At 42.6% G+C, this 22919-nt stretch carries 20 protein-coding genes and 1 other RNA gene; 7 read left to right on the top strand and 14 right to left on the bottom strand.

Going from position 1 to position 22919, the window contains the following annotated elements:
- A partial coding sequence (locus CR164_RS09855; RefSeq protein ID WP_167392944.1) for an Ig-like domain-containing protein occupies positions 1–1652 on the bottom strand: 1652 nt, incomplete at its 3' end.
- A gap of 1058 nt (positions 1653–2710) precedes the next feature.
- The gene (locus CR164_RS09865; RefSeq protein WP_161953516.1) at positions 2711–4282 is read right to left on the bottom strand and encodes a tetratricopeptide repeat protein; all 1572 of its coding nucleotides are present in this window, start codon (positions 4280–4282) and stop codon (positions 2711–2713) included.
- Positions 4283–4804: 522 nt separating this feature from the next.
- Here CR164_RS09865 and CR164_RS09870 point away from each other — a divergent pair.
- Together CR164_RS09870 and CR164_RS13370 are read left to right on the top strand one after the other, a co-directional pair.
- Positions 4805–5845 (top strand): DUF4917 family protein, encoded by a 1041-nt coding sequence (locus CR164_RS09870; RefSeq protein WP_110023834.1) that lies wholly within the window; start codon positions 4805–4807, stop codon positions 5843–5845.
- Positions 5833–6063 carry a LexA family protein gene (locus CR164_RS13370; RefSeq protein WP_110023835.1) on the top strand — a complete coding sequence of 77 codons (231 nt, stop codon included), beginning with the start codon at positions 5833–5835 and terminating at the stop codon, positions 6061–6063. Before CR164_RS09870 ends, CR164_RS13370 begins: the two co-directional genes overlap by 13 nt.
- A 36-nt stretch (positions 6064–6099) precedes the next feature.
- Here the strand turns inward: CR164_RS13370 and CR164_RS09880 are convergent, their stop codons facing one another.
- Entirely contained in the window at positions 6100–6564 is a 465-nt protein-coding gene (locus tag CR164_RS09880) for a DUF1499 domain-containing protein (protein ID WP_110023836.1), read from the bottom strand.
- 222 nt (positions 6565–6786) lie between these two features.
- Between CR164_RS09880 and CR164_RS09885 the strand changes: the two genes are divergently transcribed.
- Together CR164_RS09885 and CR164_RS09890 are read left to right on the top strand one after the other, a co-directional pair.
- The gene (locus tag CR164_RS09885) at positions 6787–7905 is read left to right on the top strand and encodes an FRG domain-containing protein (RefSeq protein WP_161953517.1); all 1119 of its coding nucleotides are present in this window, start codon (positions 6787–6789) and stop codon (positions 7903–7905) included.
- Between the two features lie 725 nt (positions 7906–8630).
- Positions 8631–9371: a sce7726 family protein gene (locus CR164_RS09890; RefSeq protein ID WP_110023838.1), complete on the top strand. Its 741-nt coding sequence runs from the start codon at positions 8631–8633 to the stop codon at positions 9369–9371.
- Here CR164_RS09890 and CR164_RS09895 read toward each other — a convergent pair.
- The 6 genes from CR164_RS09895 to bcp all read right to left on the bottom strand — a co-directional run bounded on the left by CR164_RS09895 (position 9368) and on the right by bcp (position 14915).
- Complete coding sequence (locus tag CR164_RS09895) at positions 9368–10447, bottom strand: beta family protein (RefSeq protein ID WP_110023839.1); 1080 nt, start codon at positions 10445–10447, stop codon at positions 9368–9370. The genes CR164_RS09890 and CR164_RS09895 overlap by 4 nt on opposite strands.
- Positions 10440–11234 carry a hypothetical protein gene (locus tag CR164_RS09900; RefSeq protein WP_110023840.1) on the bottom strand — a complete coding sequence of 265 codons (795 nt, stop codon included), beginning with the start codon at positions 11232–11234 and terminating at the stop codon, positions 10440–10442. The genes CR164_RS09895 and CR164_RS09900 overlap by 8 nt, the downstream gene beginning before the upstream one ends.
- A 249-nt stretch (positions 11235–11483) precedes the next feature.
- Positions 11484–12719, bottom strand: a complete 1236-nt coding sequence (locus tag CR164_RS09905; protein ID WP_110023841.1) for a tyrosine-type recombinase/integrase — start codon at positions 12717–12719, stop codon at positions 11484–11486.
- Between the two features lie 206 nt (positions 12720–12925).
- Positions 12926–13329, bottom strand: a transfer-messenger RNA (tmRNA) gene (ssrA, locus tag CR164_RS09910).
- Between the two features lie 548 nt (positions 13330–13877).
- Entirely contained in the window at positions 13878–14441 is a 564-nt protein-coding gene (locus CR164_RS09915) for a YqgE/AlgH family protein (protein ID WP_110023842.1), read from the bottom strand.
- 3 nt (positions 14442–14444) lie between these two features.
- The gene (bcp, locus tag CR164_RS09920) at positions 14445–14915 is read right to left on the bottom strand and encodes a thioredoxin-dependent thiol peroxidase (RefSeq protein WP_110023843.1); all 471 of its coding nucleotides are present in this window, start codon (positions 14913–14915) and stop codon (positions 14445–14447) included.
- A 174-nt stretch (positions 14916–15089) separates the two neighbouring features.
- On the opposite strand from bcp, the gene CR164_RS09925 reads away from it, so the two are divergent.
- Both CR164_RS09925 and CR164_RS09930 read left to right on the top strand, forming a co-directional pair.
- Positions 15090–15602 (top strand): NUDIX hydrolase, encoded by a 513-nt coding sequence (locus CR164_RS09925; protein WP_110023844.1) that lies wholly within the window; start codon positions 15090–15092, stop codon positions 15600–15602.
- A gap of 162 nt (positions 15603–15764) precedes the next feature.
- Entirely contained in the window at positions 15765–16169 is a 405-nt protein-coding gene (locus CR164_RS09930; protein WP_110023845.1) for a DUF4332 domain-containing protein, read from the top strand.
- 126 nt (positions 16170–16295) lie between these two features.
- Here CR164_RS09930 and CR164_RS09935 read toward each other — a convergent pair whose 3' ends face one another.
- From CR164_RS09935 to CR164_RS09950, 4 genes are all read right to left on the bottom strand, one after another.
- Positions 16296–17609, bottom strand: a complete 1314-nt coding sequence (locus tag CR164_RS09935; protein ID WP_167392945.1) for a mechanosensitive ion channel family protein — start codon at positions 17607–17609, stop codon at positions 16296–16298.
- Complete coding sequence (locus CR164_RS09940; protein WP_110023846.1) at positions 17606–19408, bottom strand: ATP-binding protein; 1803 nt, start codon at positions 19406–19408, stop codon at positions 17606–17608. The genes CR164_RS09935 and CR164_RS09940 overlap by 4 nt, the downstream gene beginning before the upstream one ends.
- Positions 19395–20105 carry a response regulator transcription factor gene (locus tag CR164_RS09945; protein ID WP_110023847.1) on the bottom strand — a complete coding sequence of 237 codons (711 nt, stop codon included), beginning with the start codon at positions 20103–20105 and terminating at the stop codon, positions 19395–19397. The genes CR164_RS09940 and CR164_RS09945 overlap by 14 nt, the downstream gene beginning before the upstream one ends.
- Before the next feature lie 157 nt (positions 20106–20262).
- On the bottom strand, positions 20263–21231 hold the full coding sequence (locus tag CR164_RS09950) for an ABC transporter ATP-binding protein (protein ID WP_110023848.1): 969 nt from the start codon (positions 21229–21231) through the stop codon (positions 20263–20265).
- A gap of 376 nt (positions 21232–21607) precedes the next feature.
- On the opposite strand from CR164_RS09950, the gene CR164_RS09955 reads away from it, so the two are divergent.
- Entirely contained in the window at positions 21608–22138 is a 531-nt protein-coding gene (locus CR164_RS09955) for a hypothetical protein (RefSeq protein WP_146204166.1), read from the top strand.
- Positions 22139–22173: 35 nt separating this feature from the next.
- Here the strand turns inward: CR164_RS09955 and CR164_RS09960 are convergent, their stop codons facing one another.
- The gene (locus tag CR164_RS09960; RefSeq protein ID WP_110023850.1) at positions 22174–22767 is read right to left on the bottom strand and encodes a hypothetical protein; all 594 of its coding nucleotides are present in this window, start codon (positions 22765–22767) and stop codon (positions 22174–22176) included.
- Positions 22768–22919 lie beyond the last annotated feature (152 nt).

Raw genomic sequence — 22919 nt, forward strand, 5'->3', positions numbered from 1 at the left:
TCCGTCAGACTTTCCGTATCCGACAGACCCTGCACCAACGGGTTCGTGTTGTCCAGCGTATACGTGTAACTACCGTCCGCATTGATCACAACACTTCCGTAACTACCCGTCACACTCGTCCCGACATTGCCGCTCACCGCACTGCTCGCGTCACTACCCGCAGCAACACCCGTCACCGGATCCACAGGAGCGTTGTCCGCTCCAAGCGTGTCACCACCGTTATCACCGTTCGACTCGCTATCCGTCACCACATTACCGCTCGCACTCAACGAACTGTCTTCACCCACACTGTCCGTATCGGCAACCGCAACCGCAACGTCGTCAACAATTGTTACCGTAATGGTTGCACTGGAGCTATCTCCGTCATCATCCGTTACGGAAATATCTATATTTTCACTTACCGTATCATTGCCTTGAACACCGTGGTCCAGCGTGTTGCCACTCAATGTGTAAGTATATTCTACCACACCACCACCAGTTGCAGGATTAGAGGTATAACCCGTAAGCACCAGCGTACCATATGTTGTAGGAGTTGTAATCGGAATAGACGAAATCGTGCCTGCTTCAAGATCGGCAAGCTGTTCCGCAGTAATCAGCTGACCGTGAACCGTTATACTTGCAAGACCGTCATATGCCTCGATAGTAAATGAACCGTTATCACTTTCGCGGTCCCCGGAAGGTGTCGTTCCATCAGCAAGGTCGGATTCATAAACACCGATGCTGTCAGATGTCAGAGATAAAACATCGTCAACCGGATTCACCGTCACCGTCACCGTTGCCGTCGACACATCACCATCAGCGTCCGTCACCGTGTAGGTAAATGTGTCGGTACCGTTGAAGTTCGCATCAGGTGTGTACGTGTACGTACCATCACTCGACATCGTTACACTACCATGCGACGGATCACTGACCACACTCCACACATTACCACCGTCACCCGAAGGTGTATCGTTCGACTGCGCACTGCCCGTCACAGGTGTATCCTCGTCCGTGCTCGTTGTGTCGTCCTGCGCAACAGGAACATCGTTTTTACGTTCGTCTTCGGAATACTCTCTATACTCACGGAGCCCATATTCCGTATTTTCTTCCGTGGCTTCCAATGGCGAAAATCCTTCCACAAGCCGCGGGTCTAACGTGGCGCGACCATCGAGAAAAGGATCGAATTCGCCCGTAAGTGACACAAAACGATAATTGGGGGCATCAAAGGATTCACTGATCCGCTCGATACGAATAAAGCCATTTGGGTCATCCGATATTTCGGCGTTTTCCGGCGCTTCATTTGTTTTTTGCCCGTATTGATACTGACCGTCGGAATCGGAAGAAGTGTTATCCTGCCCTTTTTTGCTGTTTGATGCAACAGGGTCAGAATCCAATAAGGCTAATATTTCTTCGCGACCCTGAGTACCTTCACCCTCTTTTCCAGGATGGTTCTCTGTACCGGCAGCAACCCACGAACCTGATATCACAGACTCAGTACCGTCATTATATTCAAGGACAACATTGCCCCCTTTATCGACAACAATAGCTTCACCTGCCCGAACAGAATCACCTGCCTTGATCAGACGCAAGTTTCCTTCTTTTGTACGAACCCATGCCTTGCCTGTGATTGATACAACGGAAGCTACAACTGGAGGATTGGACGTGCTACTCATGATTATAAGCGGAATAAAATTAAACCTGGGCGATTACTTGATGCTGACTCAGCAAGCGTAAAAAAACAAGGAAAATAAAACCAAAAACAACACACCAATAACACATCGAATCGGGCAAAAAAAATAATAACTGACCTAAACGTCAATTATTACCTTCTTTCATCTGCACAATTTTTCTCACTTCGATACATACCCGAGTAAATGAAACTGCCCAAAAAAAGCATTTCAACACCCGGCCATCACCTACAGAAATCTTTTCAGCACAACCACAATCATAGCAAACATCGTGCCAAAAAAAAGTCACAACACACAAGTCAGCAAAGTGACAGACAAGGAGAAAAAAAGGCTATATCATTTTTATAAAAGGGATAAACATCAAACAGGAAGGCTTGCTGCACACTGAAGAAAAAAACAAATCAGCAAATAGCGTATTATTTTGATATAAATAACATTTCCATATTCGACTCAAATCGAGACACTTTATATCTTTTTTATACAAACACCTATCTCAAAAGGAAAAACCAAAGTGATTACACCATATTCGGGCACACAAGCAAAAAATACGAGCCGGTCATGAAGATTTTTTGAAATTCAGAAAACAGAATCAGGAATTCTGCTGTTTCGCAGAAGCCTTTGCAAACCTGACTTCGCGACAGTTAACGGGGAATTCTTCAGCCTGCTACTGAAGTAAGTCGGTCAGTCAAGCAGGTTTTTCCAAATCTTTTTCAAACCGCCGTGGTGCACCCGCTGAACCGGCTTCGGAACGGGTTTTGCCTTTCGTTTCGGTTATATGCGTACTTTCAAGCCTGAGGTAGGATGTCTGCGCCCGTTTGAGCTTGATCAGACCGGACAAACTTGTTTTATTTGCTTTGTCAACCAGGCTAATTGGTGTGTCGTGGGCTCTTCGGACACGCTCTTCATCTCTTCAGGATGTGCCTTTCTCAGCCCGAAGAGCGTCTCGTTTATCGCGTTCCTGATCGCGTTCGGAACATACTTCTTCTCAAGTGTACCGAGGCTCTTGGTAACTCCTTTGATGTTGCTTCTAAGCAAGACCTGCACTACTGCACTCCTAACTCGCCTAACCATTTTATGATGTTTTCAAGGCCTAGAAAGCTGAGCCATCCATTACGATTCATCTTCTTGCGGAAACCTTCATGGATCCTTTTTATTGCGATTGTATATGGGTGCGATTTCCCCAAAGCTTTTTCACTGATCTGCAGTGCATGCTGAAAAAGTGATTCAGCTTCAGCATACCTGCCTTGCTCGTAATTCAATACAGCCAGCATGCTCAGACTTGCAGCAACGTCAGGATGCTGTTTTCCCAAGGCTTTTTCACTGATCTGCAGTGCATGCTGCAAAAACGATTCGGCTTCAGCATACTTGCCTTGCTCGAAATACAATACTGTCAGCTTGTTCAAGCTTGCTGCAACGTAAGGATGTTGTTTTCCCAAAGCTTTTTCGTTGATCGACAACGCACGGCGGTATAGCGCTTCGGCTTCGGAATACTTACCCTGTTCCTGAAACAATGAAGCCAAACCGTAGAGTTCTGTCACGAGAAGAAAGTGCTCCTTTCCAAATGTTTTTTCGCTGATTGACAACGCACGGCGGTATGATGTTTCAGCTTTTGCATAGTCGCCTTGAGCTTGCAACGATGAAGCCAGAATGCCAAGGTTGAACGCTATATCAGGATGCTGCTTTCCCAAGGCTTTTTCACTGATTGACAACGCTCGTCGGCTCAGCTGTTCGCCCTCCGAGCGCTTGTACTGGTCCATAAACAACAGAGCGAGGGTGTTCAGGCTTTCGGCCATTTCAGGATGATCCGGTCCAGGCTCTTTTTCATGGATCTGTAGCGCACGTTTCACGAGCAGTTCGGCTTCCGAAAACTTTCTCTGGTAAATCAGCGAGACTGCTAGGTAGTCAAGGTTCTCAGACAGTTCGAGGTGATCCACTCCATGCTCTTTTTCACGGATCTGCAGCGCACGGCGTAACATCCTCTCAGCCTCAAAAAACTTACCATCGAAATAGTACAATTCAGCCAGATTACTGAGACTCTCGGCCATTTCGGGATGATCCGGCTCAAGCTCTTTTTCACAGATCTGCTGCGCGCGGCGTATCAGCGGCTCGGCATCCAAATACTTGTACTGGATTACAAGCAATTTCGCCATATCGTTCAGAGTTTCAGCCACTTCGGGATGATTCACTCCAAGCATTCTTTCACGGATCCGCAGCGCGCGGCGGTACTGCTGCTCAGCCTCTGAATACTTGCCATTGTCTACAAGCAGCACAGCCAAATTGTTCAAACTTTTGGCCACCTCGAGATGCTCCGATCCAAACTCTTTTTCACGAATCTGCAGCGCATGCCGGTACAGCGGCTCAGCATCTGCATACTTGCCCTGATTTTGAAGCAATTGTGCAAGATTGTCCAGACTGCCGGCATCTTCAGACTTTTTCAGCATCTCCCCCAGTTGCCTGATCGTAGCATCCCCGGTTTGAATACCAACGGCGCCGACACCCTGCTCGGCCTTATCGTTTTCTGATTTCTGGCCATATTCGCAGCTTGAAAACAAGCCAACTGCAAATACAACTGCTGCAATACCTAACGAACCTGTAAGTGTAATCTTGTTTTTCATAGATAAAAATGAGTGAGGAGTAAAATGATTTTCTGCAATATAACGTAAATATTCTGTACCACTCACAGGCGTGTGACGGTAACTCATTGCTTTTTAAGCCTATATAACGATCGATTCTTAACCCTGAGCCTCTGCTTTTTCTCCCTGACCGCTTCCTCTTCACCTGCTTTCCCAGCCACTTCCCACTCGACCTGCCGGCGCTTGATGTGCCACCACTTCGGCTTCAGAGGAACTTGCCCCGTTTACTGTAACACGAATTTTAGAGAAAATTCCGTTTGAAGTGATTAACCTGCTTCAGAATGCGAGAAACAAACACCAAGATATACGTAAAATTTCCGCATATTGGAGCTTAAGAGCTTTGCAGATTGGCTGTTATTCGGACACTACGAGCTTCTCAATGTGGTAAAGAGGGTGGATTCCAAAATGTTAGAAGTGTTAGCGGGGGCGATTTGAAAGGCGGCTTAGACACTGATCCCATTTCAATAAAAATAGCATGTGTAATAATCTTATCTATCTCCTTGCATGGATCTTCTGAACTTCAACAATGTCCTAAACTCAATAAGGAACAGTCCCAAACGCTCCTTTCATTTGCTACTTGGAAACGGATTTAGCATCGCCTATGACCCAGGCATCTTTTCGTATAATGCATTGCACGATTTCGTCAGTAAGTTGAAAGACAAAGACCTCTCAAAAATTTTAGAAGTCATTGAAACAAGAAACTTTGAAGTGATCATGCAGTTCTTAGATCATTTCTCAGCGCTTTTTCGCGCATTTGATGGTGATCCCAAACTCAAGAAAAGAATAGACACAGCTAGCAAAAAACTCAAGACCAGCCTTCTTGATGCTGTCAGAGCATTACATCCAGAACACGTTTTTAAGGTACCAAAGAAGCAAAGCACTGCATGTGCAAACTTTCTTAGCATTTTCTTGAATACCGGCGGGAATCTCTTTTCCACGAATTATGACTTACTATTGTATTGGGTACTGATGCGAAATAAAGTATTGAATCATGTAGATGGTTGTGGCAGGGAACTCGAAAATGATACTGGGGAATATATGGAGTCGGAAGAACAAGAATGGTCAGAACTTATGTGGGGAAAGCACCGTGATGAGCAAAATGTATTCTATCTTCACGGGGCACTCCCGTTTTTTGATAGTGGAATCGCAGTTATTAAGGAACAGTATGACAATTACAACTATCTTCTTAGTAAGATTAGTGCTAGGATGGAAAAAGGCGAATACCCAATCTTCGTAACAGCAGGTAATGGAGAGCAAAAGTTAAAGCACATAAAGCATAATCCGTACTTAACCTATTGTTATGATTGCTTCTGTAAAGCCAAAGGATCATTAGTCACCTTTGGTTTTAGTTTTGGCCCCTATGACGAACATATCATCGATGCAATTAATAGAGCAGCCAAACAAAAAAAACCTGATAGACTATGGAGTATATATATTGGTGTATACTCAGATGAAGATAAAAATCATATCGAGCAAGTTGCCGAGAAAATCAACTGCAAAGTTCACGTCTTTGACGCAAAAACAGCAAATATTTGGGGCAAATAATCACCCTAAAGCCCAGCAACCACCACTTTGAACCTATCGAGAGTACAGAAGTCATAGCATCAATCAACGGAGAACCAACCGCCAAAAGGTTATTGATTTCAGGCAAAACCGAATCACTTAACTCAGAAAACCACAAATACCAGACGACAGAGATAACCGAAGATATGGACTTCAGAACGTTAGGTGTGGTGACTTGGGTTATTCGAAAAACTGTATAAAGGTAAAAGCCCGATGGTGAACCGGGTTTTAATTCTCTATTTTAATAGGATATCATCCAGCTGTTGGTAAAAATTATTGATATTTCCTCTGTTTTTCCCCCAGTCAATCATCTGTCGGGAGGTTCCTGCCGAAACATCAACCCTAACTCTGTTATTCTCGGGTTTTCTGACTTTTATGCTGATCTCATCGCCCCATGTCAAAAGGCTTGTCGGAGTTTTAGCTGAGATTATACCGATCTCTTTATCGGCAAAAGTGATTTGCCACTCCATTGCATTAACCGCCTCAATAGCGCCGGCAAAAACCTTTACATATTCTATGTTATAGTATTTCGGTTCAACCTCAGGTGCCTTCCCGTCTTTGCTCACTGTTGACGCAGATGAGCAACTGATCACAAAGAGAAATGTGCAAAACAAAACGGTGATTCGCAGTATTGATGATACTCTCATAACAGTAAATTTGTTAGTTAATAAAATATCATAAATATACGCAAATTTCCGCATATTATGGTGTAACCGCTTTGCAGGATGCCTGTTATGCGGGCACTACGAACCTTTCGAGGTTCCGATGGATTTTCAAGCGGTGGGAGGTGGTGACGTGGGTGATACGGAAAACCGGGTAGATATCGTTAATTTGTATTCTAAAGCATTAAATAATTGTGTCAATGTTTTCATAAGTTCTTTTGTTTTGCACATCATATTTCTAACCTAGATTTAATTGAAATCTTGAAAGGACAATGGCTCGGACATTTCAGCGGTACATATGAGGGCTTCATCGTCATTAATATCGATGAACTTCATGACAACTTTAAAGGATGCGTATATCTTATCCATAACAATGATAATATTCCGAACGTATTTGCAATAATTCAAACATCAGACAAAAGAAATGATTTTAGTTTTCGTACTTATTCTATAGCCCCTATAAATCCGTCCACTCGCTTCCCCGATGATTGGAATAATATTAAGAATTCTTTTGATCCAAACGCAAGGATCGCTGAGTTCGTAGATGTAACTGGAAGTTGGGATGAAAAATATTTGTCATTAAAATGGAATACTAGTCTTGATGGTCACGGCGAATGCACATTACCTCGTTCACAGGCTGAAGAACCATCTAACCTAAAACAAAACATAAAAGATTGGGATATTTTTAAACAGGACATTGGCCTTCTTAAAGGTACGCGATACCTTTTTCGTGGGCAAAATAAACCGTGGAAATTGCGATCTTCGTTCCATCGAACAGGGAGAGCAGATCTTACACGGTTTGTAAATGAGGATATTCCATCTCTGCATAAACATCTTAGCGCGCGCACTAAACATGTATTCAATTTGGATATACCAAAAGAAAATGGTGCCTTTTTCAACCTAGTACAACATCATGGATATCCAACACCACTTTTAGATTGGACGTATTCCCCATATGTAGCGGTATTCTTTGCTTTTCGATCAATTACAAGCAAAATGGCCGCTGATTCTAATGATGATGAAATGGTTCGAATTTTTGTTTTTGATCAACATCAATGGAGGTCGGACTATGAACAACAGCTCTTGCTTTCGACAGCAAATCTACACTTATCTATTGCTGACTTCATAGCAATTGATAACGAGCGATTAATACCCCAGCAAGCAGCGACTACAGTCACGAATATAGATGACATTGAAGCCTATATTCATTTAAAAGAAAAAGAAAACAACAAACAATATCTTTCAGCTATCGACATTCCAATCAGTAATCGTGATAAGGCAATACAAGAGCTTAGATACATGGGCATCACGGCTGGCTCACTTTTCCCTGGTTTAGATGGGGCATGTGAAGAGCTAAAAGATCGTAACTTTGAGATTTAAAGAAAAACATCCCCCCCTTCCAACCCCCCATAAACACAAAAGCCCGGCGATAAACCGGGCTTTTCAGTTTCCTTCAATACAAGAGCACACCAACGAATAACTACCTCTGCAACTCCCAAGGCCCTATATACTCAATGAGTACGATTAGATCAAAAGTTCTTACTGCGAAGAGCACGCCGAGAAAGAACCCGATTTGTCGCAATACTCCATGAGTACGATTAGATCAAAAGGTACCTCTGGAAACGCTTGTCTGGCAAGGGCTCCCAGAGCACAATGGATGGCTCGTGTGAAAATCAGTGATGTCAAAGGACAAAGTGCTGAATGTACCGATTCTGTTCATCTGTATCTTACATAATTCGAACGAGTTATACAAGATGGAAGGCTTTTTTACCTGTACGGATGGGCTTAACCCATTATTCTATAAGACAATACATCTATTTTACGTATTGTTTAGTCCAGCAAAAAATCGAGGCTTCCGTGTTTTTCTCTTAAGTGTAATTTTTAAAACCTCTTACCATAATCACCCGACCGAGTACACATCTTCCAAAACCCCCCGCAAAAGCAGATACCCTAACGGCGTCAGGTATATAATTGCCATCGTGCATGATTAAACAAAAAACATCTTTAATTAGCAGTAATTTGTGTAAATTATAAATAATAGTGGTATATTCATTTCCTTTTTCTACATTATAGTCTAACACTTTAATTCTAAATACTTTAATAAAATGGATTACAGTGTTTTAGCCAGATCATATAACACCCTCGACTATCCCGAAAAGCTAAGAAACACGCTCGTAGCTTTTTATAAGGACACATCTTACTCATCATATGGAAAGTACGATCTTCATAGAAAGGTAAATGCCGATTTATTAAAACACTACCATGGAGAGGAAATCCTCAAATACCGTTTAGCCAATTACTTTAGAAGCCTAAACTACACTGCAGCCTTTGAAGTCAAAACCACAAACTGCAGAGCTGATTTCTTAGCAATAAATGGCCAAACTAAATGCTTCGAAATAAAATCAAAGATCGATACACTCAATAGGCTTGAAAAACAAATATATAACTACAAGGAGTTATTTGAATTCAACACTATAGTCATTGATGAAAAACACTTAGAATCTGTAAAAAAACTAATTCCAGAATACTACGGAATCTGGACATTTAATGGCAAAAAAAGATATGAGCATATAAAAGCAACTATCAGCCCTTGCTTGAATCCTGAAAAACAAATTCAAATCCTGACAAAAAAAGAGCTTAAAAAATATTTTAAGCAGACATATATGCCAAGCATTTTATATTCGTTTTCTAATAATGAAATCAATAAACTATTTAAAGAAGCCCTTAAAGCAAGATATCATGTTAAATGGCAGTTCATTTTAAATAACTGGAATAGCATTCTACCAATAGACTTACAGTTTTTTTTCAATAAAAACATAGTACCAGATTTGATATATTCAAATTAATCAAACACACCACATTCTATCTTTCTTTTCATACAGTATATATAGTGCTCCATTGATATTTTTTTAAATTTTGCCTGACTTCTACCGCTAACCAATCCCTCTTTTATCTTGAGCAATGTTTCCCAGCCTATATTATTATCATCGATATATCCACGGTGATCACTCCTCATTCTTCTCACATATTCTGAGCTTAAAACATCAGGAACAATCGTGTTCTCAAACTCTGCGAGATTCTTTACCTTCCCTTTAAACCCTATATACTGATTATCTATTGGGTCATAGAGGATGAATCCTGGACTAATGGTCCCACCTGATGTCAAGTCATCTTTCTTGATTCCAACATAATCTCCAAGCGCATCAGCCTTAAAATCTCTTTTATATGTATCTAGCAGATTATTATCTGCATCATATATAATCTTTCCGTGGTTCAATGAAACATTTTGAATTCCGGTATTTATTGCACTTCTCAAAACTATTTTGATGCATTTGTCAAAATCTTCCCATAAACCCACAATTCGCTTTATTGCAGGACTGACATATGGAGGGATAACATCAAGATCCATTATCACATAATCTGTTTCCCTTACTAATTTCGATACTTCTTCCCAGTCCTCAACAAAGTGATTATAAAGCATACGAAAACAAATAGAATCAAAAGAAGAACTAAGTGCATCGAATTGAAACCTTAAAGAATCAGCCTCTCCAGTTCTATGCAGATATGAGGAAATAACCGGAATAATCCGGTCACTTAAATCAGCAAGTGATAGAATAAATTTTGTTCTTTTTTCTTTATCGGCACAAAACTCACGACTAAAATTTAACACCTCTTTTTTCATTGAGGGACGCTCTTTGAGATAAACCGGCAAATCCACAAAAACTTTTTTAGCTCTTATCTCATCAATCAATGATCCGTATACAGCATTTGCCTTCTTTTGTGATTTATTCGAAGGCTTTCTATCATATTCTTTTATTATTTCTAATAATGGATAAATATGATCACCAAAATCAAAGCTTTTCAAGACAAGATTTTCTTGCTGACGAGAACGAAATGTCGGCATATACACTAAATCAGACATGATAATTTATTCTTTTTTTTATTACAAAATCAAGAAACCCATGTTCAGATTCCGGATCAAAATCATTATCCAAAAACACCAGTGAATCAACATATAAATCTATAAAAATATTAAACTGATCGGCCAACCATTTATACTTTATGAAAACAGATTCAATTTTACTTTTCTTGATGCAATTAGAGATTGATGTATTATAGTCAATAAAAAAGCCCTCTTTATCTTTACGATTATTAGTCTGAAAAACGTAAAGAAAAACATTTAAATAATTAACTTCATAGCTATTTAAAATGAAGTATTTATCATAAAATTCATCAAATACTATCTCACCACCTTCATTATATCCTTGAAACTCTTCAATAAACCTTTCACTCATGACCACTCTCGGATATATGGCCTGATTTTCCATCTTATATGCGTTTTTTAATGGCACACCAATAGCAATAAATTCTTCATTTATAAAAAGACCATAATCAATTCCTCCCCTCAAAAAATATCCTTTTTTCGCAAATCGATAAAATAATTCACAAACAACAATAAGTAAATCCCTTAAATCCGCAATATCATCACTAATTGTAGTTATACAGATGTTATCGGAAAACAAATAACACGCATACCTTTTAGGATCTAATGACTCAATAGCGCTCTTAAATACTCCTATAAATTCACTAGCTTTCTTCGAGACAAATCTATCGGATACTTCAGCCTCAAATTCATCCAATTTATCACTAAATCCGAGTACATCTAAAAAAGCAACGGCTCTATATCCGTACACATGCTCTTTATCCATAAAATCTATCAATTATTAATGACGCAAATCAAAACAATCACAGATCATTGATTTTGCACACACGTATCGTTGATCACTATAAGATTCATCTAAAAACAACATAGAGTAATCTACCCCACTGCAGGCGATCGAATTCCTCCTTATTTTAAAAGAAAGTGCTCCGTTAATGAGAACGCATTACGTGAAAGATACGTAAAATTGCAACAAAGAAGAGAATATGAGGCAAGAAAATCCATTAAATCCTCACATCTATGATTTCAACCCATCCAGGTAATCCGCCCACGCCTGCATCATGCGGATGCGCTCATCGAGGTGTTTGGTAAGGTTATAAGCTGAACCGAGGCGATCCGGAACGTCATGGGCAAGCTGTGCCTCTATCGCATCAGGGCTGAATCCGAGTTTTTCATGCAGCAGTGTCCGAGCCGTTGCACGAAACCCATGAGCAGTAACCGTCTCACCACTCCACCCCATTGTCCGCAATGCGCTATTCACCGTGTTGCCACTCATGACCCTCGAAGCCATCCTGCCGGGGAACACATATTTACCGTCACCGGTATACATATGTAGATCACGAAGAATCTCTACAGCCTGCCGTGCCAGAGGCACGACATGATCTCGCTTCAGTTTCATACGTGCCGCTGGAATACGCCACCTTGCACCGTCCAGATCAACGTTTTGCCACTCGGCAGTACGTAACTCACCAGGACGAACAAAAAGCATCGGAGTCAACCGTAAAGCACACTTAGTAATATAAACTCCTGCATATGCATCAATGTCTCGAAGTAACTGGCCAAGCTTATCAGGATCAAGTATTGCAGCCATATGTTTCGTCTCAGGCTTCCTGAGCGCCTTACTCAGCCCGGATGCCGGATTATTCAAAACCCCATCAACCCCGGATATAAGAGCAAACGAAAATATCTGCCCAATGATTGTCCTGATACGATGTGCGGTCTCATACGCTTGACGATCCTCTACACGCCTTAAAGTATCGAGCACATCACGAGTTGTAATCTCAGCTATCAGCTTTTGTCCCAAAGCAGGCAATACGTCCCGCTCGATCCGTGATAACACCGTCCGAGCATGGTTCTTACTCCATCCGGTCTCTGCGATCCTGTACCAATCCATTGCAATTTTACCGAACATCTCCCCCTGTGGATCAACAACCTTTTCCGCTTTCGCCTGTCGACGCATCTCCTGCGGATCAATCCCTTTCGCAATAAGCTCTTTGACCTCCTGCCTCTTTTGCCTTGCCTCTTCAAGACTCACTGCCGGATAAGAGCCAAGCGACAACTTGCGGGCCTTGCCCCCGTATCGATATTTCAACCTCCACAACTTTGAACCCGGAAGCAGTTTACCATCTTTTCCGTACTTGATTGATCGCACATGTAAATAGAGGCCCCCACCATCGAAAAGGTTTTGCTCCTTCTCTGTTGGTTTGACCGTTTTCACCTTAACTGCTGTTAAAGGAATGACTTGTTTCGGCATGATATAGCATTGGTACCGATATAGGTACCCGTATAGGTACCGATATCCAGTTAAAAGATGCTTTTTGGCACTAAAGCACCCTCAATGGTACCGAAAAAGTCTGGATTATAAAACACTTAGAGAGACTATAACGGACGACAGAAAAGCAAAAAACCCTGATTTTACAGGGGTTTTGAGACTTTCTTGGATGATATCGGAAAGGGAAATAGTGGAGATGGCGGGAATCGAACCCGCGTCCAGAACATTGCTTGAAACAGCCACCACACTCATCTTCGATGTTTAAGTATTCATGTTTCACGACTCCGTCGACAAAGTTCGAAACACTATTCCGGAAGAGTGTTCACCTGCTTTCCCGAAAAAAAAACAGATGAAGCTTACTTGCGCGAGCTATGGCTCAAGCGCGGGTTATGCCATTCGATAAGCTCAGAGTAAGCGCCTCCTTTATCGAATGATGGCTGATTGAATTAACTTTTGCTAATCAGGCAGCCATTGCATACGAATGATCGTCTGCATCTAATTGTTACATAGACTTCTTTAACGAGTCCATCCATGCTGAAACTCGGAGTGCAACCGGATCGCACACCTATCCTGTCAAAAGCCTGTCATCCCCGATAACAAAGAACAAAACACAAGCACGACCTTGTGTAGTATAAGGCATATATATAACTTTAATCAGAGAAGAACAACCGGAAACAAACAGTATTAAGTTCCATGTTCAAAAAAAAGCTGAAAGCTACCAACGTTGTCATCTGGGGAATAGTTTCATACTTGTTGATAGTTATTATTCTGATTGTTTTCGGAAATTGATGGTGAACAAGGGTCAGGTAATCGCTTTACCTTATTGCTCTTGACAAGTTACTCTTCGTTCAGTGCTTTTGCTCACGCTCCTGATTACCGGTTTCCAGCCACCCCCTGATGCCTGACGAAAAAGCGGTATCGTTGTAATACCATCAAACACGCTTCCCTGAAAAACAAGTGCCTCCGGAAAATTTAGCTTGATGGCAACTGCTCTCTCTAAACCTGCAAGTGCTTCTTCGCAATGTTGTAACCCATATAAGGCAATGCCAAGGTGGTAATAGGCTCTTTGAGCAATTCATGCAGAACCTAAGTCTGTAGAAACTGCGTCCGAAACATTATCATAACTGATCAAAAAAACCATCAGTTCATACCAGGCAGCTCCGGCGAATTAGCAGCATAGTGATAGTCGCCTCCTTTTGAACGCACGGTTCTTGCCCACATGCGTTCATACTCGCCGCTGAAGACAACATCTTTTTTTGCAGCCGTCGTATACCACGAGCCTTCTTCGAACTCGGCTTCGAGCTGACCGGAAGCCCAGCCTGCATAACCAAGGTAAAAACGAACTTCGAATGGTGAAACAACACCCGAAGTCAACAGGTAACTTAGCTGCTCCTGTTCACCCCCCCAGAAAACTCCTGGAAAAACTTCATGGGAACCGTCAATCACATCCCCTCTGCTATGCAGATAATGAACTGTATCAACCTGTACAGGTCCGCCCATATGAAGCGGAACATCAACATCGTCAAAACCGGTGATAGCGTCACTTACCTTTATTTCCATAGGGCGGTTAAGAATAAAACCTAACGATCCCTGATCATTATGTTCACACATCAACAAAACAGTACGCTTGAAATTTGACTCGAGCATAACTGCCGAAGCCATAACAAGATCACCTGCTGTAAGTTGTTCAAACTCGTTAACCATGATTTACCCGCTATTTTCAATATATTCTATCAACTCTTCTGCATGCTCTGCTGGCTTTACCTTCGGCCAGACGTGTTCTATACGTCCGTTCTCTGCAATGAGGTAGGTAACCCGGTTCGTCCCCATATATTCCCGACCCATAAATTTTTTAAGTCCCCAAACACCATAATCCTGGACGATTTTTTTATCCTCATCCACCACCAGCCTAAAAGGCAGCTCATACTTGTCGACAAACTTTTTATGGCGCTTTTCACTATCTATGCTGACACCGAGAACTTCTACACCTATCTGTTTAAATTTAGGGAAATTGTCTCGAAATGCACAAGCTTCTTTGGTGCACCCCGGAGTATCGTCTTTCGGGTAAAAGTAAAGAACAACTTTCTTGCCGATATAATCTTTGAGTCTAACTGTTTTTCCATCCTGATCAGTTGCCTCGAAAAGCGGCGCTTCCATACCCGGTTCAAGCAGTGCCATAAAGATGAACTTTTATGATTATCTAGTTATTACTGTCTGATATGAATTAATTGTGCCAACAAAAAGTTTCTTTGCATGATGCAGCTTTCAGCCAAGATAAAAATCAGAAAACAGTTGACCTTTCAAGCTGTTGACATCTTGCTTCTATGAGAAACATTCTTCAATACTGATACTATGAATACCTATAATTATTGTCCCGTTTGCGGAAGCCCACTAAAAACTGCAGAAATAGAGTACCGGAAAAGAAAAATTTGCCCATCATGCTCCTGGATACATTACGAAAATCCCCTTCCGGTAACGGTTGCCTATACAGAAAACTTGTCCGGTGAATTGCTGGTCGTCAGAAGAGCCCATGAGCCGGCATATAACGAATGGGCTTTGCCCGGCGGCTTTCTTGAATCCGGCGAAACACCTCAGGATGGTTGCTTGAGAGAGTTGCTTGAAGAGACCTCATTGTTCGGAAAAATAGACCGGTTGATCGGTGCATACCATCGTGTGTCAAAAATGTACGGCTCCCTGCTTGTTATCGCATACAAAGTGATTGCAGCCGACGGGCTATTGCAGATTAACCATGAACTGTATGAAGCGGATTTTTTCCCCCATGAATGTATACCGCAAATTAACATCCCACTCCACCAGAAAATCATTGAAGATGCAAGAAACCATGAATACCAACCGCCTACTTGACGCAAGCATTTACTTTTAAGAGCAAAACAACCGTATCCTTATCATTGGTAAACCATATAACTAAACGTATACATTTTTCTTCATAATTGTTACGTTATAGCAAACAACCATACAGCAAAACCACTTCCGACACCATAATTTTAAACTAAAAGGAGGCTTTGCATGGCTAAAATTACGGATGTTGAGGGAATCGGAAAGGCTTTCGGTTCAAAACTCGAAAACGCCGGGGTTCCAAACCAGTCTGAACTATTAAAGCAAGGCTGTGATCGCAAAGGAAGAAAAGCACTTGCAGAAAAAACAGGTATCGATGAACATAAGATTCTACAATGGGTAAACCGCGCCGACCTGTCAAGAGTGAAAGGGATCGGCTCGGAGTATTCAGACCTCCTCGAGGAAGCAGGTGTTGACACTGTTCCTGAACTTGCACAGCGTAATGCAGCAAATCTTCATGCAAAAATGGTCGAGGTCAATGAAGTGAAAAACCTTGTCAGGAAAATGCCCACCGAAAAACAGGTTTCAGACTGGGTTAGCCAAGCCAAAGAGCTGCCTCGAGTCATCAACTACTGACACCTTCGCTGGCTTACATACGGGCGAGTCCCCGAAAAAGACGGGACCGCCCTTACAGCTCAGGCTATTTTACAATGCTTCTGCTGAATAACAATCAAAAGGACAACTTCGTTGATACAGAGGCATTTACTGTCTTCCTTTCTGCTCGATATGCGCTGATTGCTTTGCTATGTTTTCTGTGAAAACCTGCTGTACAGCCTTCCCAACGTCGGCAATATCGGAGCCTGAAGGAACCTGAAAAACCTTGAGCTCGAAAAACGGCAGGACAGCCAGAACATGGTCCATAATGTCAGCCTGTATCGCTTCGTAATTTGCCCAAACCTGGTCATTACTGAAAACATAGATCTGAACAGGGATACCGTTTTCGGTTGGCTGCAGATGACGGATAAGAAAAGTCATATCGGGATTTATCTTGGGATGATTTCGAAGATAGGCAACAAGATAAGCCCTGAACGTTCCGAGGTTTGTCAGCCTGCGTCCGTTAACCGGTGATGACGTATCAACGCCGTGATGTTGATTGTATTCAGTAACCTCAAGCTTTTTTTCCCTCAAATACGATTGCAAAAGCTGAACTTTGCTGAATTTTTCCAGCATGTTCTCATCGCAAAAACGCACACTTTTCATATCAATGAAAACGGATCGCGTGATCCTGCGGCCCCCCGACTCGTCCATCCCTCTCCAGTTTTTGAAACCCTCGGAGATAAGAGCGTAGGCCGGAATCGTACTGATGGTTTTATCCCAATTCTGTACGGATACCGTTACAAGGGAAATATCGATAACATCACCATCGACCCCGTATTTAGGCATCTCTATCCAGTCACCGACCTTGACAAGGTTGTTTGTCGTCAACTGAATACCTGCCACAAAACCGAGGATCGAATCCTTGAAAATCAGTATGATAACGGCAGTAAAAGCACCAAGCCCACTGAAAAGAACAACCGGAGATTGACCGATCAGGTTGGAAATGACAATCACGGCTCCAACCGACACGACAACAGTTTTGATAACCTGAATAAAGCTTTTGAGAGGCAGCTTCCGGGCAACGGTGCTTTGATTGTAATATTCCAGCAGAGCATCGAGTGCACTGAGAATCACAAAAACAAAAATGACTGTCAGATAGACCAAGGCAAGAGACTGAACAACGTCAACGCTTTTAGGATAAAACTGCAGCACCGGGACTGCAAAATTATAGAGCAAAAGAGGAGGAATCAGATGGGCCAACCATTGAAAAACCTTGTATTTTACCAACAGGTCATCATATCTGGTTTTTGTTTTTGAAGCAAATGCACTAATGGCATTCAAGAAGATTCTTTTAGTCAGCACTTCTACGATAACGATGAGAACCAGACCGACCAGAACCATCAGGATTGTAAGACCTATCTTTGCCTCCCCCTCAGTAAGTCCATGTGTCTGCAAATAGGAAAGTGCAGATTCTATCATGTGTTAGATTGTGTTTTGCGGTTTTCACGAACAATCGGAACGGTAAAACTGAACAACGAACCGAGGTTCAGCCGAGAACGAACTTCGACCTTTCCTTTGTGTGCAAGAATAATATGTTTGACAATAGACAATCCCAGACCAGTTCCCCCGATAGCCCTCGATCTTGCCTTGTCAACACGGTAAAACCTCTCGAATATTCTTCCGAGATCTTTCTGAGGTATTCCGATACCGTTATCCTTCACATCAACTCGTACCATATCATCAGCGACAAACGCCTTGATCCAGATTTGTCCATTATCTTCGGGAACATACTTTATGGCATTATCGACAAGATTTCTAGCCACAAGCTCAAGATAATCCCTATCGGCGTTAACATAAGGAAGATCCTCGGGAAAATGCAAATGCAAAGCTATACCCTTCTTTTCAATAGCCCTGCTGAAAAGGTTCAGAGTTTTTTCAACGAGATCACCTAGATTGACCGACCTGAACTTGTAGTTGATTCGACCGGACTCTATTTTCGAAAGATCGAGTACATCATTGATAAGTGCAGTCAGTTGCTCGCTCTCCTGATGAATTATCTGCAAGAAATGTTTGGCGTTTTCAGGGTCGTGTATAGCTCCTTCGAGAAGTGTTTCAGTGTACCCTGTAATACTGGTCAACGGTGTACGAAGCTCATGAGAAACGCTTGAAACAAAATCCCTTCTTACCCGCTCCAGGTTACGCAATCTGGTAATATCGTTGAGGACAAAAACCGTTCCCTGAGAAACATTGTCCTTGATCACCGGCATGGCGCTGACCTGCAAAACCCTTTCCCCACGATCGGTCATAACGGTAATCTCTTCTTTGGCAATCGGTGAATCAGATACTTTTATACGCTCGAATAAATCAAGCAGTCGGGCATCGGTTACCTTACGTCCGGCCCCTGTCCTTATCATCTGTCCGCAATCCAGATTGAAAAACCTACAGGCAGCGGGATTTCCAAGCATGACAAAACCGTTTGAATCAGTAACGATAATCGCTTCTCGAATGCTCGAAAACACCGCCTTGAACCATTCCTCTTGCTGGTTCATGTGCTTCATCTCATCCGAGATATAGTTTAAGGCCCTGGCAAGCTGTCCTATTTCATCACCGCGCTTCACTTGAAGCTTGGTGGAATAATCACCGTGGACAAGCTTATCGGCGGCCAACGCAATATGCCGCAGTGGACTTGCAAGAAAAACAGCCGTCAGCGCGCCGAAAATCAAGGACAAAAACAGCGACCAGAACAAGGCCCCTTCAACACCTCTACGAATTTCAGCCTCAAGCCGTCGGATTTGGCTCAAGGGCTTTGCAAAACGCAGGACGGCAAAAGGTTTCTGGGAACCAAGCACTATCGCGATATACAGCATGTCCTCTTTTACGGTCTCACTGAAGCGGGTATCTTCACCAACACCTTCAACAAGCGCCTGTTGCACCTCAGGCCGCTGCATATGATTTTCAACAAAAGGTAGTCGCTCAGGAGCGATATAGGAATCTCCTATCACCGCGCCATTCATTGAAATAAGCGTTACCCGAAGCTCCAGGGCCGAACCGACATCATCAGCCCATTGATCCGACACAGTAATATCATCCCACTGTACCGGCCTGCTCTCGAGAAGCTGACGGTTAAGCTTTAGCTTCTTGTATAACTGATTTTTTAAATCATCATAGAAAAGCGACCGAAGCTGGCCGCCAAGATAGAAGTAGCTGATTGCAACTGTAAAAAAAATAATAACCCCGAAAACCAGCCCAAGTCTAAAAGAAACGCTAGTTTTTTTCACCGCCCTCTCTGCTGTCTTCGAGCTTGTAACCAAGCCCTCTTACGGTTTTGATAAGTTTACCGGTTTTACCGAGTTTTTCTCTTAACCTGGTAATATGGGTATCAATGGTGCGAGTGTTTATGGTCTTATCCACGTCCCATACATCACTGAGCAGCGTTTCACGTGACTGAGCCTGCCCTCTTCTTTTTAAAAGTACGGCAAGCAGCTTGAACTCCATAAGTGTCAAGGTAATTTCCTTGCCATTGAGCTTGACACTGTGTTTGGCAATATCGACTTCGAGGCCCTCGCATTTCATGACCTCTCTTGTATCCCGCTTTCCTCTTCTGTCACGCTTGAGAATAGCACGAATTCTGAGATTCAACTCACGGGGACTGAAAGGTTTGACAACATAATCATCGATGCCAAGTTCAAAACCCAGCACTTTGTCGATCTCTTCTCCTTTTGCAGTCAGCATCACAATAGGGAGATCCCTGAAAAGCTGGTGCTGGCGTATTCTCCTGCAAACTTCGAAACCATCGATACCAGGAAGCATAATGTCAAGCAAAACGAGATCGACATCTCTTTCCGCAAGCAACTGCAGAGCATCTTCCCCCGATTCAGCCAGAAAACATTTGTAACTGGCTTTTTCAAGATTGTATTTCAAAAGTTTTGCCAAGTTACGGTCATCCTCCACGACAAGAATCAATGGCTCGGGCATAGCATCATAAGTGGACGGTTTGGAAAAGCCTGATACATGCAATTCAGGGGGAAATATAGGTATTATGCTTGGCATTTCAGAAAAGCCCGCCATTTCCAGTCCGGCAACATCACCGAAGAATGTTACGAAAGTGAAAAATTCACCCTATTCAATACGATTAGGCATGAATTTTCCAGCAGGCTGCCTTATGTCCAGGGTTATATTCCTCAAGTTGAGGTTCAACTTTTCGACAAAGCTCATCTGCCAAAGGACAGCGATTGGCAAATCTGCACCCGTCGGGAAGACGCGTCGCACTGGGCACATTTCCTTCGATAACGTTAAGACGTTGTTGTTTTGAACCGATCCTCGGAATCGACTTCAGTAAACCTTTGGTATAGGGATGCAAAGGATCGGAAAAAATCTGCGAAACCCTTCCTTCTTCAACAACTTTTGAGGCATACATCACCAAGACATCTTCACACAACTCTGCTATAACTCCGAAGTCGTGCGTAATGAGAATAACGCTCATTCCGGTATCGGCCTGAAGTTTGCCGATCAGTTCAAGAATCTGGGCTTGAACGGTAACATCGAGTGCGGTTGTCGGTTCATCGGCAATAAGCAAAGCCGGATTGCATGACAACGCCATGGCAATCATAACACGCTGACGCATCCCCCCTGACAGTTCATGAGGATAGGCCTCGAAGCGCTCAGAAGGGTTTGGAATTCCTACATGACGAAGCATTTCAACCGCCAACCCTTTTGCTTCTTTTCCTGAAAGATCCTGATGGAGAAGAATTTGCTCAACAATCTGGTTGCCACAGGTATAAACCGGATTGAGTGAGCTCATGGGTTCCTGAAAGATCATGGCTATCTCATTGCCTCTGAGCTTCCTCATCTCATCTTCGGAAATTTTGAGGAGATCACTGCCTTTCCAGAAAATTTCTCCTCCGGCAAAATACCCCGGGGGCATGGGAACAAGACGCATGATGGATAGAGCTGTAACGGACTTCCCGCATCCCGACTCACCGACAATACCGAGCGTCCGGTTGCGCCCGAGCGAAAAACTCACCCCGTCAACCGCTCTGGCAGTTCCGTTATCGGTCGAATAGTACGTCTTGAGGTTTTTTACTTCCAGAATTTTTTCCATCAACGAAAGCCACTTTATACATGCTGCTTAATAAACAACAATCTGGGAACTGGAAAAGGTACAAATATTCTGTCGCAGTTTAATTCTTTGCCTGAAAATATTCAAAATAGCTTCATCAAAGGAGAACAAACGGTAAAACATCCGTGAATCGAGAATGGCAGAATCATGCTCAGCAATAGCGACAGCGTATCTATCGAGCGGAAAAGGGCCGGGGCTGTAATGCACGTCGGGTGAAGTGGGGGTAGTTAGAAAAGCGGTGTAAATGCAAAAGTCCGGATTTCAGTCGGGGTTACATATTTTACTTCAATTTTGCTAAATTCCGTTATTATTCCTGCATTTCCAGCAACAAGTCTACGATAATTCATAGGAGGTAAACGTGCAGAAGAAAATTTTTGCCACCACCAATTTAATGCTCATAACACTGATAATTTTATCGACAGGAACAAGCTATGCCTTCAAAAACGAACCGGATGGCTTTCGTGGCATCAAATGGGGTACGGCCATCAATTCATTAAGCAACATGACTGCGATAGACACAGAAGGTGATACCCATACTTACGAAAGGATCGGTGACGAAATGAAGATAGGAAATGCCGAATTAGCCGTACTCAAATATTTTTTTTGGAAAGGAAAACTCTCGGGTATTGGAATTAAAACAAAAGGATATAGTAATTGGGCTGCGCTTAAAGATGTTGTATTCGAAAAGTTTGGAAAGGGATATCAACGCAACAGATTTATAGAAGATTACCTTTGGGGGTCGTTTTCCAAGGGAAAAACTGTAATATCCCTGGAATACAACGAATTCTCAAAAGTCGGCACACTTTTCCTGTACTCGATTGAAGTAGAAAAACAGAAAGCAGAATATAAAAAGCAACAAGCAAAAGAGGGTGCGGCATCAGGATTTTAGCAAACTAAAAACCCAAGCTATCGGACAGCGCCTCATCATGGCTGCGCTGCTTGAGTTGGGACCGCGCTAAAAACCGCATTATAAAACCCCCTCATCTCCTCCAACCAGTCCTGATGAATCATAAAATGTTTATGCGGAATATTAACATACATACCGTTCCTTCCACTTACTCGCCCCCTTATCTCAGAAGCTTCAGCTATAGCTCTTAACTGATGAGGCGATAGATCAAAAATAGCATATTCTTTATATTTAGGGCCTACACTTGTCCACTCAATATCTATCTCGGAAAGGTTATTTATAGCTTGGAACTCAATCACTTCATTATTGTTCAGTTTTAGCTTCAAAGTACTACCTGAAGCCTTTGATATTCCCAGCGCAGAATCGTAATCATCTCTTTTGAAATGAAACCTCATCCAGTCTATAGAACCGTCAGGCTTCTTAGCAACTTCCGGTGTAAGCCACGCTGTTGCAACGGAAACACCCTTTGTTCGTAAAAACTTCAATGGCTTCTTGAATGTCACCATCTCAAGACCGGTAAAGTCATCGACTTTACGAGTAACTTTGTTACCTGCATACACCGGTACAGCAATGCCCAAAGCCAGGACTAAAACGAGAACCATTCTGTACATAAAGCATGTCTGTTAAGTTGAATAAAGGCATTGAATATATATACGCAAATATTCGGCAATTAAGCCAAAACCTCGAGGAGGGAGCCTGATAGTAAGTTGGAGGAAAGAAAGGGACTGATAAAAAAAGGTCGGGTACAGGTAAATACTCAATA

It is taken from the genome of Prosthecochloris marina (genome assembly GCF_003182595.1).
GTDB classification, from domain to species: Bacteria; Bacteroidota; Chlorobiia; order Chlorobiales; family Chlorobiaceae; genus Prosthecochloris; species Prosthecochloris marina.